The 16,196-nt window shown below is 60.1% G+C and carries 14 protein-coding genes; 4 read left to right on the top strand and 10 right to left on the bottom strand.

What is annotated here, in order from left to right:
* Nucleotides 1-37: 37 nt before the first annotated feature.
* The 3 genes from CHH27_RS25985 to CHH27_RS25975 form a co-directional block, all read right to left on the bottom strand.
* Nucleotides 38-895, bottom strand: a complete 858-nt coding sequence (locus CHH27_RS25985) for a S49 family peptidase (protein ID WP_094075021.1) — start codon at nt 893-895, stop codon at nt 38-40.
* A gap of 187 nt (nt 896-1,082) precedes the next feature.
* A complete protein-coding gene (locus CHH27_RS25980; protein ID WP_198338303.1) occupies nt 1,083-1,694 on the bottom strand; it encodes a PilZ domain-containing protein in 612 nt (203 codons plus the stop codon).
* A 93-nt stretch (nt 1,695-1,787) separates the two neighbouring features.
* Nucleotides 1,788-2,687, bottom strand: a complete 900-nt coding sequence (locus tag CHH27_RS25975) for a uracil-DNA glycosylase family protein (protein ID WP_247646162.1) — start codon at nt 2,685-2,687, stop codon at nt 1,788-1,790.
* 405 nt (nt 2,688-3,092) lie between these two features.
* On the opposite strand from CHH27_RS25975, the gene CHH27_RS25970 reads away from it, so the two are divergent.
* Both CHH27_RS25970 and CHH27_RS25965 read left to right on the top strand, forming a co-directional pair.
* Nucleotides 3,093-4,769 (top strand): electron transfer flavoprotein-ubiquinone oxidoreductase, encoded by a 1,677-nt coding sequence (locus tag CHH27_RS25970; RefSeq protein WP_094074177.1) that lies wholly within the window; start codon nt 3,093-3,095, stop codon nt 4,767-4,769.
* Nucleotides 4,770-4,989: 220 nt separating this feature from the next.
* Nucleotides 4,990-5,259: a hypothetical protein gene (locus CHH27_RS25965; protein ID WP_094074176.1), complete on the top strand. Its 270-nt coding sequence runs from the start codon at nt 4,990-4,992 to the stop codon at nt 5,257-5,259.
* Between the two features lie 1,101 nt (nt 5,260-6,360).
* Here the strand turns inward: CHH27_RS25965 and CHH27_RS25960 are convergent.
* The 6 genes from CHH27_RS25960 to CHH27_RS25935 all read right to left on the bottom strand — a co-directional run bounded on the left by CHH27_RS25960 (nt 6,361) and on the right by CHH27_RS25935 (nt 13,908).
* Nucleotides 6,361-7,659: a DEAD/DEAH box helicase gene (locus CHH27_RS25960; protein WP_094074175.1), complete on the bottom strand. Its 1,299-nt coding sequence runs from the start codon at nt 7,657-7,659 to the stop codon at nt 6,361-6,363.
* A gap of 335 nt (nt 7,660-7,994) precedes the next feature.
* Complete coding sequence (locus CHH27_RS25955; protein ID WP_094074174.1) at nt 7,995-9,113, bottom strand: PQQ-dependent sugar dehydrogenase; 1,119 nt, start codon at nt 9,111-9,113, stop codon at nt 7,995-7,997.
* A gap of 71 nt (nt 9,114-9,184) precedes the next feature.
* The gene (locus CHH27_RS25950; RefSeq protein ID WP_094074173.1) at nt 9,185-9,523 is read right to left on the bottom strand and encodes a chorismate mutase; all 339 of its coding nucleotides are present in this window, start codon (nt 9,521-9,523) and stop codon (nt 9,185-9,187) included.
* An 82-nt stretch (nt 9,524-9,605) separates the two neighbouring features.
* On the bottom strand, nt 9,606-11,900 hold the full coding sequence (locus tag CHH27_RS25945; protein WP_094074172.1) for an NADP-dependent malic enzyme: 2,295 nt from the start codon (nt 11,898-11,900) through the stop codon (nt 9,606-9,608).
* A 99-nt stretch (nt 11,901-11,999) separates the two neighbouring features.
* The gene (locus CHH27_RS25940; protein WP_094074171.1) at nt 12,000-12,644 is read right to left on the bottom strand and encodes a ceramidase domain-containing protein; all 645 of its coding nucleotides are present in this window, start codon (nt 12,642-12,644) and stop codon (nt 12,000-12,002) included.
* A gap of 37 nt (nt 12,645-12,681) precedes the next feature.
* Complete coding sequence (locus CHH27_RS25935; RefSeq protein ID WP_094074170.1) at nt 12,682-13,908, bottom strand: PLP-dependent aminotransferase family protein; 1,227 nt, start codon at nt 13,906-13,908, stop codon at nt 12,682-12,684.
* A 188-nt stretch (nt 13,909-14,096) separates the two neighbouring features.
* Here CHH27_RS25935 and moaB point away from each other — a divergent pair, with 188 nt between their 5' ends.
* Together moaB and CHH27_RS25925 are read left to right on the top strand one after the other, a co-directional pair.
* Complete coding sequence (gene moaB, locus CHH27_RS25930) at nt 14,097-14,654, top strand: molybdenum cofactor biosynthesis protein B (RefSeq protein ID WP_094074169.1); 558 nt, start codon at nt 14,097-14,099, stop codon at nt 14,652-14,654.
* A gap of 4 nt (nt 14,655-14,658) precedes the next feature.
* The gene (locus CHH27_RS25925; RefSeq protein ID WP_094074168.1) at nt 14,659-15,159 is read left to right on the top strand and encodes a GNAT family N-acetyltransferase; all 501 of its coding nucleotides are present in this window, start codon (nt 14,659-14,661) and stop codon (nt 15,157-15,159) included.
* Here CHH27_RS25925 and CHH27_RS25920 read toward each other — a convergent pair.
* Nucleotides 15,156-15,848: a glycosyltransferase gene (locus CHH27_RS25920; protein ID WP_094074167.1), complete on the bottom strand. Its 693-nt coding sequence runs from the start codon at nt 15,846-15,848 to the stop codon at nt 15,156-15,158. The genes CHH27_RS25925 and CHH27_RS25920 overlap by 4 nt on opposite strands.
* Nucleotides 15,849-16,196: the final 348 nt, after the last annotated feature.

Raw genomic sequence — 16,196 nt, 5'->3', positions numbered from 1 at the left:
TTGTCGCCCTGCATGATCACACGGGCAATGTGCCTTTTTAAAGGCCGTAGCGCGCCCAGAGTGCCCGCTCTTCCACCGATGACATCAGCTCACCGCCCAGCCCTTCAACAAGCTTGCCGCCGCCAAGGCCGACACCAACACCGCCCTTGCGACCGAACAGGCCACGGGGTGCGGAAATCAGTTTGGGCTCCGCCTTCTCGCCGTATCTGTCCCGGATGACGCCGCGCAAATCGCCAATCGCGTCGACAAGGCCAAGCTGGATCGCGGTGCGACCGGTCCAGAACTTGCCGCTGAACAGATCCGGGTCGTCAGCCAGCACATCGCTGCGCCGCGACTTCACCAGGTCGATGAAGGTCTCGTGAATTTCCAGCTGAAGCGTCTTCAGGTATTCAATGTCCTCTTCCACTTCCGGCTGGAACGGATCAAGGATCACCTTCTTCTTGCCCGCGGTATAGACGCGCCGGTCAACACCGATTTTCTTGATCATCTCGGTGAACCCGAAACCGGCTGCGACCACACCGATGGACCCGACAATCGAGGACGGATCGACGAAGATCTCGTCGCCGGCCACGGCCAGCATGTAGCCGCCACTTGCGGCAACATCCTCGACAAAGACCAGGACGTCCTTTTCATTTTCCTTGGCCAGATCCCGGATGCGCTTGAAGATCAGGCGGGACTGGACCGGTGATCCGCCGGGAGAATTGATGATCAGGGCCACCGCCGGCGCTTTCTTGACCGAAAAGGCTTTTTCCAGCGGGATTGCCGCCGAGGCCAGCGAAAGCCCCGTCTTCATCGGTCCGCCGGAACCGATGGCGCCTTGTAGGCGCACAACTGGTATGACGGTTTTTTCGTTTCGGAAACGTTTGGGAAGATACCGGCGAAGGGTTGAAAACACGCGCAAGGGCCCCGAATGAGATCACAATTGCCTTGGATATATGTATCGCAGGGCCGATTTCAAAGAGGAAATTGGAACATCTCTCTCAATGCTCATTCGATGATTTTTGATGCCGGCGAACTGCGAGGCATATGCGGCCAATGACAATGAACACTGCCCGGCAAAAAAGCAGAAAATACGAGGAAGACTAGCGGCCAAAAGCGCTGATCTTTTTCTTGGGCTTCGGCTTTGCTTCCTTCGCCTTTTCCTCTTCCAGGCGCTTCAGGAGTTCATCGGTCTTGTCATCCGGTTCCGGATCCGGTTCGAACGGCCAGTTCAGCTGAACGCCGGCCTGTCCGTTCCGGCGCCAGACAATTGCCCCGTTGACCGGCAGATCGAGGCCCGGAATGGAGATCTCGATCGCCTCCGGTAAGCGGTCAAGCGTCTCGCCTTCCAGGCGGCAACCGGACTTGCTGGCGTCGACAATCTGGCATTTCATGGTGATCGGATGGGCCTGACCGCTGACGATGGCGGTGATCCAGACCGCGCGGCGGATCTCCCGGCGTTTTTCACCCGGTTCTTCCTTCTTGATGACAAAGGAAACCTGGGCTTCCCGGTCGCCATAGGCGACGACCGTTCCGCGGATGAGCTTGTCAAAACCGGCAATCCTGAGCCCGACCTCCTCCTTGAGCAGATCAACCTTGTCGGACGCGATCCAGCAGCCCTCTTTGGACAGATCGAAAAGAGACGCCTCGAAGCAGGACATGTCGGCGAGATCGACGACAAGCGCCGTCACGCTTTTCTTCGTTCCAACTGCCATGGCCGACCCGCTCACGGTTTCCTCCGGACTTTCACATCTCAGAATGCAACCCGAGTCTGAAGTCAGAGTTAACGTAAAGGCAGGTTACGCTGCTCAGTCGCCCGTCAGGCGCGCCTTGATACTGAGAAAATCTCTCCACGAAAGGCGCTTTTCGAGCGGACTGCGCAGAAGATAGGCCGGGTGATAGGTGGCAACCGCCGCGATTTCCTTGTCGCGGCCCGGATAGGCCATCCAGCGGCCCCTCATCTTGCGAATGCCGTCCTCGACACCGAGCAGGGTCTTGGCCGAGGCCGCCCCCAGGAACACGAGCACATCCGGATTGACCAGCTCGATCTGGCGCAGGATGAACGGCTTGCAGATTTCGGTTTCCTGCGGGGTCGGCGTCCGGTTTCCCGGGGGACGCCAGGGCACGACATTGGCGATGTAGGCGGCTGAACGATCGAGGCCGATTGCCTCCAGCATGCGGTCAAGCAGCTGACCGGACCGGCCCACAAAGGGTTTGCCCTGGAGATCCTCATCCCGACCAGGCGCTTCGCCGACAAACATCAACCGGGCCTGCGGATTTCCGTCCGCAAAGACGAGTTCCTTTGCCGTGAGCTTCAGATTGCAGCCTTCGAAAGCTGCGAGACAGGCCTGCAGGTCCTCAAGGGTCGCCGCCTTGGCCGCCAGGTCACGCGCCGACGCTATGACGGCGGCGTCCGGCAGGACGGCCGGCGCCCCGGCGTCGGGTCTCCTGGCCTGCGGTGCGGCCGCTACCGTTGGCATGGCAGGGGCAGCCTGCGGTCCGCCAGCATGGGGAGCCTGGCTGCCCGCCGGCGCCATGGCTGTCCTGGATGGGGCCGTGTTCTGCGCCTGCGCGCGCCGCTCGGCCTGCTCGCGGGTCAGTGCGAACCAGTCGACAGGGTCCTCACCCAGGAAACAGTTCACGCCGGCGCCGGAATAGAAATCCAGCAAAGCTTCGATCTGGCGGTTGTTTTCTGGTGTTTGTTGCAAGGAAGCGCCTCCGGCGGCGAGTTTACCCAGACGCGTGACAAGCACAAGCATGCCGGCGGAAGTATTGGCCGTCGCGACGGGTTATCCAGTGTCCTTGCACAGGCGGCAAACACAGCCACAATTACGCTTACGTAAACGTAATCTTTCTACTTGACGCCCCTGCCCGGCTTTGATCTATCTGGGCGAAATTGAAGCTGACACCGCCTGATTTCGCATACGACCATGAAAAATGTCGTGTTTTGCGCTGCAAAATGGGGCAAATAGGCGCTAGGGCTAATTCAATCTGCGGCCGAGTGGTTGCAGGAGCGGTACTGACAGCAGGATGGGACGGCATATCGCGAATGCCGGTCTGCCGGCAGTCCCTTCAAAGGGGTAAAGCCGGACCTGCGGGTGGAGGGAGAAAACATGAGCGAACAAGAAGCGCTTGGTGAACGCGAAAGCATGGATGTGGATGTCGTGATTGTCGGCGCAGGCCCTGCGGGCCTTGCCGCGGCTATCCGGCTGAAGCAGATCGCCAACGAAAAAGGCGAAGAGCTGAGCGTCGTGGTCCTGGAAAAGGGCTCCGAAGTCGGTGCGCATATTCTCTCAGGTGCCGTGATCGATCCGATCGCACTGGACCAGCTGCTGCCGGAGTGGCGCGAGGAAGACACGCCGCTGAAGACACCCGTGACCGCCGACCACTTCCTGGTGCTTGGCCCGGCGGGCTCCATGCGTCTGCCGAATGTTCTGATGCCGAAGCTGATGAACAATCATGGCAACTACATCGTCTCGCTCGGCAATGTCTGTCGCTGGCTGGCTGAAAAAGCCGAAGCGCTCGGCGTCGAGATCTATCCGGGGTTTGCCGCTGCCGAACTGCTTTATGACGACAGCGGCAATGTTGTCGGTGTCGCCACCGGCGACATGGGCATTGGCCGGGACGGCAAACCCAACGCAATGTTCACCCGCGGCATGGAACTGCGCGGCAAGTACACGCTGATCGGTGAAGGGGCCCGCGGGTCGCTCGCCAAGCAGCTGATCGAGAAATACGCCCTCGACAAGGACAGCGACGTGCCGAAATTCGGCATCGGCATCAAGGAACTGTGGCAGGTTGATCCGGACAAGCATCGCCCCGGACTGGTGCAGCATTCCTTCGGCTGGCCGCTCGACGGCAAGACCGGCGGCGGTTCCTTCCTGTATCACCTGGAAGACAACCAGGTCGCCGTCGGCTTCGTGGTTCACCTGAACTATGAAAACCCGTGGCTGTCGCCCTTCGACGAATTCCAGCGTTTCAAGACACACCCGGCGATCCGCGACACGTTCGAAGGCGGCAAGCGCATTTCCTACGGCGCGCGCGCCATCACCGAGGGCGGCTACCAGTCCGTACCGAAACTATCCTTCCCGGGTGGTCTGCTGATGGGCTGCTCCGCCGGTCTCGTCAACGTGCCGCGCATCAAGGGCTCCCACAATGCCATGTTCTCCGGCATGCTAGCCGCAGAAGAAGTCATGGCCGCCATCGGCCGCGGCGAGGCGCATACCGAGCTGACCGACTACGACACCGCCTGGCGCGCCAGCCCGATCGGCGCGGATCTCAAGAAGGTGCGCAATGCCAAGCCGCTCTGGTCGAAATTCGGAACCTGGCTCGGCATTGGCCTTGGCGGCCTCGACATGTGGACCAACGAGCTGTTCGGCTTCTCCTTCTTCGGCACCCTGAAACACGGCAAACGGGATTCAGAGACCCTGAAGCCGGCCAAGGACTGCCCCAAGATCGACTATCCGAAGCCCGACGGCGTGGTTTCCTTCGACAAGCTGTCTTCGGTGTTCCTGTCCAACACCAACCACGAGGAGGATCAGCCGATCCACCTCAAGGTCAAGGACGACGCTCTTCAGAAGTTGTCCGAACACGATCTCTTTGCCGGTCCGTCCAACCGCTATTGCCCGGCTGGTGTGTATGAGTGGATCGAGGAAGGCGATGACGCGCCGAAGTTCCAGATCAACTCGCAGAACTGCGTGCACTGCAAGACCTGCGACATCAAGGATCCGAACGGCAACATCACCTGGACCGTGCCGGAAGGCGCCGGTGGACCGAATTATCCGAACATGTGATGCGGCAATCCGTTAACGGATGAGCGAAAGCGGCCACGGGCGTTAACCCCTGTGGCCGCTTTTTTCATCAGAAAATCAATTTGTTGCCAGAGTGCGGCCCAACATTGTCCATCGCCCTGGCGCAGAACCCGCCTCCCCGCCCGCAGCGTGGTCCGCTGCACATTCATAGGAGGCTATCCTGACCAAATCCCTCGTACTTTCCTGTGCCATTGCGGCGACAATGACCCTTGGATCTCCGCTGATACCGCCGTCAGGTCTTGCCGATAAGATTGCTGTCGGTTCGGCCAAGGCCGACAACGGCGCGGCGCGCCGGACAGCGAGACGTACCGCACGGCGCGTCAGCAGACGCCAGGCGCGCTACTACAACGCGCTGCCGGCCGGCTGCGTGAAGGTCTTTGTTGCCGGAGTGTCCTATTTTCAGTGCGGCACTGTCTACTACCAGCCTGTGGTTCACCAGGGAGCCAATGTCTACGTGATCGTCACGCCCTGAGCCGTCCTTGGCCCACGTTCCATAAACAAACGGCACCGGAAGGAAATCCTTCCGGTGCCGCAGTCTTGTGGCCGATGGGTCGTATCGAACCGGCTTTGTGGGGGACCGGCCCGTTGCGGTTGTCAATTGCGCACCGGCGGACAGGCGACGCCGCGCACCCGCTGATGACGCAATTGCCCGCGCCACAAGAAAGTGCCTGCCGCACGGCAGGCAATATGAATGGGTCGAAGGTCCTTGATGGAGCCAACGTGCACTTGTTCCAGATCAGGGTCTGGGGTTCTGGGCTTTGGGTTGTTAAATAACGTTAACCAAGCCGATTGGCGCCGGGATAGCTTCACCTTGCGGCAAGGTCAATTGAATAGTGCAGCTGATAAGAACTTGTTATGGCTCCAAAAGGGATTTTTATTCCAAGCGGTCAAAAATACCTTTCGACCCTCGGCGACTTTGGGGCAGATTTGAAGCCTAAAGATCATACGCAGAAATTACAGTAGTGAATACGGCTTAAAATTTCGCTTTTTATGCAATGGGATAGCTCGATTGTAGGACAGCCTTACACCCATAAATTTTTTCTATATGACAATAGATAAAGAAAATAACAGATGCAATTCTTTGAATTTTAAAGACTTCTCGAAAGGCTCACAACCTTGATTCAATCATCGGTTGCTTCATTAGCGACACTCGCAAGCTCGAAAAACCTGCCAAGATACTGATCTTAAACAATAAAATCTTTATCCACACACTCACGCCCAGCGAAACGGTTGTGATTGCAGACTCAAGTTAGTTAATTTAGTTTTACTTTAACGGGGCAGATTTGCAGTGACACACCAAGTTCTTGGTGCTTCCTTCAAGGTCTTCGCGGAGTTCCCGCGATTTTCCCGACGAGATAATCAGATCGAGCCGCGCTGGCGGTTGGATACCTTGTGGACTGGAGGAATGCAGGCTTTTCGCCGGATAGCGGCGGTTTCGGTGAAGTGCTTGCAGCTCTTTCAACATATTCATTCAGAGCGACGCAGACGTTTCTGAAACCCATCGACCACAAGGTGCAGCACCGGGAAGGCCACTTCCCGGTGCATTTCTTTTCAGCAACTGGAATCGCACCCCTCAGGCTGCATCCCTGCGACCGCCCTGGCGCCGGCGACGGGGCCGCCTCGCCTGGGACTTGTTGTCGTTGTCTCCGGAGGAAGACTGCTTGTGGAACGGCTTCTTGCCGCCTGGCTTGCCACCACGGTTGCCACCACCGCGTTTTGCCCGGCCAGCCGCCGCCGACATCGGCGGAATCTCACCACCGGCCACATCGATCTCGATGCCGATGAGCTTTTCAATCTGCCGGAACAGGCCGATTTCCTCCGGGGCACACAAGGCAATTGCATCGCCCTCGGCGCCGGCACGGGCCGTTCTGCCGATCCGGTGCACATAAGCTTCGGCCACTTCCGGCAGTTCAAAATTGTAAACGTGGCTGACGCCCGGAATATCGATGCCGCGGGCAGCGACGTCGGTGGCCACAAGCACGTTGATCCGGCCTTCGCGCAGGTCCCGGATCGCACGATCCCTCTGGTTCTGGCTCTTGTTGCCGTGAATGGAACCGGCGGCAATGCCCGACTGGCTCAGCTTGCGCATCAACCGTTCCGCACCGTGCTTGGTGCGGCAAAACACCAGGGAAATTCCATCCGGCTTGGCTTGCAGTTGCTCGACCAGGAAGTCGCTCTTCTTGGTCCGGTCCATGAAATGAACCGACTGGGTGATCTTGTCTGCGGTCTTGCCGGCGGGTGAGACTTCCACTCTTTCCGGGTCCGTCAGATAGGACCTGGCCAGCTCATTGATCTGTTTCGGCATGGTTGCCGAGAACAGCAGCGTCTGGCGGTCGTCGGAGACGAGGCCGGCGATACGGCGTAGTGCATGGATGAAACCGAGATCCAGCATCTGGTCGGCCTCGTCGAGCACGAGGTAGGAGGCGCTGCCAAGATCGACAGCTCGCCGGTCAACCAGGTCCAGAAGCCTTCCCGGTGTTGCCACCAGGATATCGGTCCCCTTGCCAAGACGTTTGATCTGGCCGTTGATGGACACGCCGCCAACGACGGACGCGACCCGAAGTGGCGTGTGTTTCAGGAAAGAAATCAGGTTCTTGGCGATCTGGTTCACCAGTTCGCGGGTCGGCGCCAGGATCAGGGCTCTTGTGCCCTTCGGGCCGGCCTTTTCGTTTTCAGCGAGCAGGCGGTCGATCAGCGGCAGGCCGAAGGCTGCCGTCTTGCCGGTTCCGGTCTGAGCCAGGCCCATCAGGTCCCGGCCGGCCAGAATCAGCGGAATGGCTTTTTGCTGGATCGGTGTCGGCGCGTCATAGCCGTTGTCGGCAACAGCGGACAGCAAGCCGTCGGAAAGTCCCAGGCTTTGAAAGTCGGTCAAAATAAATTCCTTGATGCAAGCGCATAGCAACACGCTTGGGCAACCGCTGGATGAGCGTCCGGCGGTTCGAAGTTGGAGCGCGGCAGCCGGACGGTTGTTCACCCGGTCTCTTTGCCGCCAGACCCTCGCGTGACATGGGAGCTGGTCGGGCCCCTCATTGGGCCCATCATGTTGCAACCTTCATGCGTCGGCCCGGGTGGTCGAGGTTCTCTCGTCCCGGGCGCGCAGCCTGCTCACGCGGCAGCGATTGCTGGGCGCTATATCGTCGCTGCAACGCAAAAAGTCAAGCGACACGTTTCGAAAAGCAATTGACGGACAACCGTTTTTGCAGATTGTCAGGGCACCAGCCGGATCAGCTGGCCATCGTCGCTGTCGGTGAGCACATAGAGGAAGCCATCCGGTCCCTGGCGCACGTCGCGGATGCGTTCGCCAAGTGCATTCAACAGCTGTTCTTCCGCAACCACCTTGTCCCCTTCAAGCTCCAGACGCGCCAGATGCTGGCCGCGCAGAGCCCCGACCAGCAGGTTCCCCTGCCAGTCCGGATACTTGTCGCTGGTCACGAAGGCCATGCCGGATGGTGCAATCGACGGGTCCCAATAGTGGATGGGCTGTTCCATGCCCGCCTTCTCGGTTCCTTCCCCGATCTTGCCACCGGAATAGTGGCGCCCGTAGGAAATGACCGGCCAACCGTAGTTCTTGCCGGCTTCGGGAATATTGACCTCATCACCGCCGCGCGCACCGTGTTCAACGGTCCAGAGCGCGCCGCTTGCCGGATTGATCGCGGCAGATTGCGGATTGCGGTGACCAATCGACCAGATCTCCGGTTGGTAGCCGTCCTGGCCGAGGAACGGGTTGCCCGGAGCAGGGTCTCCGTCCGGTGTCAGTCTGAGCACGGAGCCGGTGTGATCATCCGTCTCCTGTGCCCTGGGACCGTCGCCCCGGTCGCCAAGCGTCATGAACAGATTGCCGTCCGGTGCAAAGGCCAGGCGGGACCCGAAGTGGCGCCCGCCATAGGCCCGGTTGTTCCCCTTGAAGATGGTGTCACCGTCCACGAGAGCAGGACCGGCAACGCCCTCTTGCAGGCTGGCCCGGAAAAGGGAGGTTCCGGCGCCTTCCGGCGAACCTTGCGAGAAGGTGAGATAGACGGTCCGGTCGGTTTCAAAGTCCGGGCTCAGCACAACATCAAGCAAACCGCCCTGCCCTTGCGCAAAGACCTCCGGAAGGCCATCGACAACGGTCTGATCCCCTTCTGCCGTCACATGTTTCAGGACCCCGTCGCGTTCCGTCACCAGAAAATTGCCATCCGGCAGGAAGGCGACGGCCCAAGGGTAGGAGAGGCCGGACGCAACGGTCTCAGTCTGAACGCCGGACTGTGCAAACGCAGATCCGGTCGCGACAAGGGTGGACAGGGCAAGCGCGGCAATCGGGCGGGCAACAACGGGCGTCAGGAACATTGCGGGATCCTCGTCTGGACAGGTTCCCCCTTAACCTAGGGAGCCTCGCCCCCCGGAAAAGCCGTCGCGCATTAATTTTCGGTCAGTTCGCCTTGTTCCTCGGACGCAAGGCGCGCGGCAATCGTCCGCTGCTCGAAGGCCACGTTCCAGTCGATCAGGGTGCGCCACACGGCTTCCGCCTGGTCTCCCTCCAGACCGAGCGCCTCAGCCTTCACCTTCAGGGCCGCCACCATTGTCTCGATCCTGTCGTGGTCGAACGCTTCGTCCGGGCTTTGCTTCAGCTGCGCCATCCGGCGAACATAGGTCTGACGGCATGCAAAGAGCCTCAAGAGCTCTTCGTCCAGGGCATCGATGGCTGTGCGGATGTCCGCCTTCGAATGACAGTCTTCGGCAGATTTGGGACAGGTCATGGGTCAGGGTTCCAGACTGAAAAGCGGACCGGTTGTACCGGTCCGCCCTTTCTTGAGACAGGCGCAAATTGTAGCAGCCGGGTCAGTCCGCCAAGCGGGTCTGCGCCTCGACACTGGCAAGGGCCGACATGTTGACCACGCCACGGGAAGTGACCGACGGGGTCAGGATATGCGCCGGCTTGGCCGCCCCCAACAGGATCGGGCCGACATGGAGTGCCTGGGTCGCCACCTTGAGTAGATTGTGGGCGATGTTGGCTGCATCGAGGTTGGGGAACAGCAGCAGATTGGCTTCACCCTTCAGCTTGCTGCCCGGCATGACGCGTTCGCGCAAGTGCTCGCTGAGCGCCGAATCGCCATGCATTTCGCCGTCGGCCTCCAGTTCAGGGTGGCGCTCCCAGATCAGCTCCAGGGCTTCACGCATCTTGCGGGAAGAGGCGGTGTCGCGCGAGCCGAAATTCGACAGGGACAGAAGTGCGATTTTCGGCTCGATGCCGAAGCGCTGAATTTCAGCGGCCGCCAGAATGGCCATTTCCGCAATCTCTTCGGCAGAGGGATCTTCGGTCACAAACGTGTCGGACAGGAAGAGCGCGCCTTGCGAGTTGATCAGCAGCGACATGGCCGAGAGATCCTTGGCCGTTTCGCACACGCCGATCACCTGCTTGATGTCGCGCAGATGCCGGATGAAACGGCCTTCCAGACCGCAGATCACCGCATCGGCATCGCCGCGGCGCACGGCCAGCGCCGAGATCACGGTCTGGTTTGTGCGCACGACGGTTCGCGCTGCTCCCGGGGGCATGCCCTTGCGGCCAACACATTCAAAATACTCGTCCGCATATTCCCGGTAGCGCGGGTCGTCCTGCGGGTTGATGAACTCGAAATCCACATCCGGACGGATCTTGAGGCCAAAACGCTCGCAGCGCTGCTGCAGGACATCCGGACGGCCGACCAGGATCGGCTTGGCGATCTTGTCTTCGATCAGCACCTGGGCGGCGCGCAGGACGCGTTCGTCCTCGCCTTCGGCATAGATGATGCGCTGCGGGTCCTTTGTGGCGTTCTGGATGATCGGCTTCATGATCAGGCCGGAACGGAAGACGAAGCGGTTCAGCCGGTCCAGGTAGGCGTCGAAATCCTCGATAGGACGCGTGGCGACACCCGTCTCCATCGCCGCCCTGGCAACCGCCGGGGCGATGCGCAGGATCAGGCGCTGATCGAACGGCGACGGGATCAGGTAGTTCGGACCGAAGGTTTCCGTCTTGCCGCCATAGGCGCGCGCAGCCACGTCGGAGGGTTCTTCCTGGGCAAGGCCGGCAATCGCCTCGACGGCAGCCCGCTTCATTTCCTCGTTGATCGTGGTGGCACCGACATCAAGCGCGCCGCGGAAGATATACGGGAAACACAGGACGTTGTTGACCTGGTTCGGATAGTCCGACCGTCCGGTGCACATGACCACATCATCGCGCACTGCCTTGGCCTCTTCCGGCATGATTTCCGGATTCGGATTGGCGAGGGCCAGGATCAGCGGACCATGGCCCATCTTTTCCACCATATGCGGTTTCAGCACGCCGCCGGCGGAGAGACCCAGGAACACGTCCGCCCCCTCGATAACCTCGTCAAGGCTGCGTTTGTCGGTCTTCTGGGAAAAGGCGGCCTTCCATTCGTCCATCAGCGCTTCGCGGCCCTCATAGACGACACCTTCGATATCCGTCACCCAGATGTTTTCGCGTTTCGCGCCCAGCGAGATCAGCATGTTGAGGCAGGCCAGTGCGGCCGCGCCTGCGCCGGAGGCAACGATCTTGGCGTCCTCGATCTTCTTGCCGGCCAGCTGCAGGCCGTTGCGGACCGCGGCGCCCACGATGATGGCCGTGCCGTGCTGGTCGTCATGAAAGACCGGAATGTTCATCTTCTCGCGCAGCTGCGCCTCGATCATGAAACATTCCGGCGCCTTGATGTCCTCAAGGTTGATGCCGCCGAAGGTCGGCTCCAGCACGGAGACCGCGTTGACGAATTTCTCGACATCGGTTTCCGCCACCTCAATGTCGAAGACGTCGATACCGGCGAATTTCTTGAAGAGAACCGCCTTGCCTTCCATGACCGGCTTGGAGGCAAGCGGCCCGATATTGCCAAGGCCCAAAACGGCGGTGCCGTTGGAAATGACCGCTACCAGATTGCCGCGTGAGGTGTAATTCGCGGCCTTTGCCGGATCGTCAGCGATCTCAAGGCAGGGCGCGGCCACACCCGGGGAATAGGCAAGTGCCAGGTCTCGCTGGTTGCCGAGCGGCTTGGTCGCCTGGATCTCCAGTTTCCCGGGTCGCGGATGCTCGTGATAAAACAGGGCTGCTTCTGTCAGATCGCTTTCGGTGGTCTTGTTATCACTCATGACGGTCCCTGCCTCTTCCCTAAGGTCATATTGTTATATCGCCGAACCCATGGGCCGAGCCCCGAAATGGTTCGCAAATTCCTGAAATCACTCTGAGCTTTACCCGGCGCGCTGCAAAATGAGAACCCGCAACAGCAAAAACAGCACGACGCTGTTCAGGATATGCCACAGGAAATGGGTGCCGACGGCAATCTGACTGCACAGCGGTTCGTCGATCGTGCGGAAGGTGAGCGAGACAGCAAAGACGATCCCGGTCAGCAGCACCTGTGCGCCAAAGCCGGCATTCCTGCGATAATAAACTGCCCCGACGACAAAGATGGCCACCAGAGCGGGCACGTAGCCGGCGGAGGATCCCACAAGCGGCGAAACGAGTTGCCCGATGAAAGGCGTTGCCAGGAAAAACACCGCGACGACGCCAAGGGACAGCCACCACCGAAAACCCAGGAACCTCACCAGGGCCACAAACAGATAGCCATGAATGAACAGCACGATCGGAATGACATCCGCCATCACCGCCCATCGCGTGGCGAAGGTGTGAAACAGGAACGAACCCACACCGGTGGCAAGGACAATCACGACAAGTGCCAGGGCCGGCCAGTCCTCCGGCGTCTTCCGGCGCCAGAGCAGAAAGGCGGCCAGCGCGGCCATCAGAAAGGCCGCATTGGTGACCGCGTTCAGCGGCTCGGACCAGAATTCAGGCCCGACCCGCTCACAGTAATTGTCCATCTGCTCGTTCAGAGACATCGTTCGGCCGCGTTGTGAATTGGTTCCCTGTCCGTGCTTACACCGTGGACGTGACAGTTTCGGTAATCAAGCGACCGAGCCTTGAAATACCTTCTTCGATTTTCTGAAAGTCTGCGCAGGAGAAGCTGAGCCGCATCGTGTTGCCGCCGCTGCCATCGGGATGGAAGGCTCCGCCCGGTACGAAGGCGACACCAACGCTTTCGATGGATCTCTGCAGCAGCTCTGCGGCATTGATGCCGGCAGGCAGTTCCACCCAGATGAACATGCCTCCCTCCGGCCTGGTCCACCGAACCCCATCCGGCATATGGTTTTCAAGCGCTGCCAGCATGGCGTCGCGCCTGGACTTGTAGACGGTATTGGTGCGGGCCGTATGGCTTTCGAAACACCGTTCGGCGACCCGTGCCATGGCTTCCTGGTTGAGGACCGGCGTGTTCAGGTCGCTGGCCTGCTTGATCAGGACCAGCCTGGAGATGACGGCCGAGGCGGCGCAGATCCAGCCGAGACGCAGGCCGGGCGACAGGGATTTGGAAAAGCTGCCACAGTACAGCGTGCGGGTGTTTTCAATACCGCCCGACGCCTGGCAATCGAGCGCCAGGACCGGATCAATCGGATCGCCGTCATAGCGCAGCGCTTCATAGGGCGAATCCTCGATGATCGCGCAGCCCAGCTCCTCTGCCATCGACAACAGGCGCCGACGTTCGGACAGATCCACAGAGAGGCCGGTCGGATTGGCAAAATCCGGAGACAGGTAGGCAAACTTGATGTGGCCACCGGTTGCCCCGGCCCGCGCGGCATAGTCCGCTGCGGACCGGTTGGTGCCGGGGTCGAGACGGTCGTATGTCGGTTCATAGGCGTTGAACGCCTGCAGGGCCCCGAGATAGGTCGGCCACTGGACCAGTGCCGTGTCGCCCTCGCTCAGAAACAGCTTGCCGATATAGTCGAGCCCCTGCTGCGAGCCGGACGTGACCAGGATGTTTTCCGGGCCACAGTCGATCCCGAGACCCCGCATGTGGCTGACGATCCAGGAGCGCAGTCTCTCGCTGCCCTCGCTGACACCATATTGCAGGGCCCGGCCTGCCTCCGGTCCCGCCAGGATCTCCTCATAGGCCTGTTTGAACTCTTCGGCCGGAAACAGGGCCTGGTCCGGAATGCCGCCGGCAAAGGAGATCACATCCGGCCGGTCCAGAAGCTTCAGCAATTCGCGGATTTCCGATGCGCGCATACGCGCGGCGCGCTTGGCATAGAGACTGTCCCAGGTGGTCATGATCGACTTTTCGGCTTTGATTTCGAATAATTAAGTCAATAATACTGACCTTTCTGTTTTGCAAGTGTCTCAATCTTGTTATTTTTTGTAATTTAATTGCGCAACACTTTGCCGCATGAGAGATCTCAGAACGGGCTCTGGCAGCGCATGCCGCAATCGCTTATCTGTTGAGGACAAAGGAGTTGCCCATGTCCCGCCTTGATGACAGCCGCCCGTTCATTCCCCTGAACATTGCCGTTCTGACGGTGTCAGACACCCGCAAACTTGACGATGACCGATCCGGGAACACACTGGCCGACCGGCTTGAAAAGGCCGGGCACACGCTTGCCGATCGCAAGATCGTCACAGACGACGTGCCCGCCATTCAGGAGATTGCCGGGGCCTGGATCGCGGACAAGGGCGTCGATGTGATCATCTCGACCGGCGGCACGGGCTTTACCGGCCGGGACGTCACGCCGGAGGCGATGGAGCCGCTGTTCGAAAAGCGCATGGACGGGTTTTCGGAGGTGTTTCACCGGATCTCCTACGACAAGATCGGCACCTCGACGATCCAGTCCCGGGCGACCGGCGGCGTTGCCGGCGCCACCTATATCTTCGTGCTTCCCGGCTCCCCCGGTGCCTGCAAGGACGCCTGGGACGGCATCCTGAAATGGCAGCTGGACTACCGGCACATGCCCTGCAATTTCGTGGAGATCATGCCGCGGCTCGATGAACATCTGAAGCGCGGCAAGTTGCAGGAAGCCTGATCCGATGCAGTATTCCATTCGGGTCGCGGAACCGGCGGACAAGGCGGCGGTCTCCGACCTGCTTCTCAAGAGCTATACGGCCCTGCTCAAGCCGGCCTATGACGCGGTGACGCTGAAAGAGGCGCTGCCTCTGATCACACGCGCCAATCCGGAGCTTCTATCCTCCGGCAGCTATTATGTCGCTGTGGCGCCGAACGGAGCGATCACGGGTGCCGGAGGCTGGACCAAGCATTCGCCCACGGGCCGGGACGAAACCACGACGAACGGAAACATCCGTCATTTCGGGACCGACCCGGATGAGGCCCGCAAGGGCATCGGCCGGGCGCTGATGGACCGTTGCATTCAGGAAGCCATTGCGGCCGGCCTTCAGGAACTCAATTGCTATTCGACGCTGAATGGCGAGGCCTTCTACAGCGCCTGCGGTTTCAAGACCATCGAAGCCTTTGATGTTGCCTTGTCCGGAGGGGTCACCTTCCCCTCGCTGAGGATGGTCCGCGCGCTTTAAAGAACCTTGACCGCCACGCTCGCGGGAATGCGCAGCGCACCGACGCAAAAGCGGGCAAAGGCCTGGCGCAGGCGCGCGGCCGCGTCGTTGTGCTCCGACGCGCCCGAAGCAACCGCCGCTGAGCGCAGAAACACCATCCGGCCGCGGCCGATGCGCTTGGCAATGTCGAGATCTTCCAACTCCGGCAGCGGCCTGTGACCGCCAAGCTTCTGATAGAATTGCCGGGAAATCAGCAGCCCCTGATTGCCGTAAGGCATGCCCAGGAGCTGGGATCGCAAGGACGCATAAGCTTCACTCAAACGCGCAGCAAGGCCGAAGGTTTCATACCGAAGCCTGAAGCTGGCGGCTGTCCCGGCACCGTTCGGCGCGCGGGCTGCGCGCTCGACAAAGGCCTGGGCTTCATGATGCCAACCGGGCTCCAGGACCGTTTCCGGGCGCAGGAACAAGAGCCAGTCACCGCGGTTTACAAGACCGGCCCCATACGCCAGACATGCGCTGCGGGTTTCCCCGCGCCTTTCGACCCAGCGGCCACCGGCTGCATCGACGATCTTGTCGGTATTGTCGGTCGACCCCGCGTCCACGACGATGACTTCCCGCACAATACCCTCCGCAGCCGCGGGCACCAGTGCCGACAGGGCCTGCACGAGGTCGATTTCCGAGTTTTCAGTCGCGAAGATCACACTAATCATGGGCCACTGTTTTACATGAAAATTCCCAAAGCGCGAGAGACCTCTGTAAATGATGTTAGATTTTGCCGATCGTTCTTAAAATCGCCTAATAATCAGGCGCCCAACATTCCAAACTCCGGACAGCGAGGCATAACTTACAATACCTTGAAAGCCGCAAACAGGATAAGGTCTTGCCAATACATCACATGACGCAAATCACCTGGTTCGGCTGTGACACCTCACCTTAAGGGCCCGGTTGAAAGAGCCAAGTGGCATTGGTGGGGGCACAACGTGGCCCCAAAGAACCGGACTGATGGCTTGTCGAACCGGAATTGACGTGCTGAAGTCCGGGACGATCAACACCAGACG

Source organism: Labrenzia sp. VG12 (assembly GCF_002237595.1).
In the GTDB taxonomy this organism is placed as follows: Bacteria; Pseudomonadota; Alphaproteobacteria; order Rhizobiales; family Stappiaceae; genus Roseibium.
This window is presented reverse-complemented; position numbering and strand designations above follow the sequence as displayed.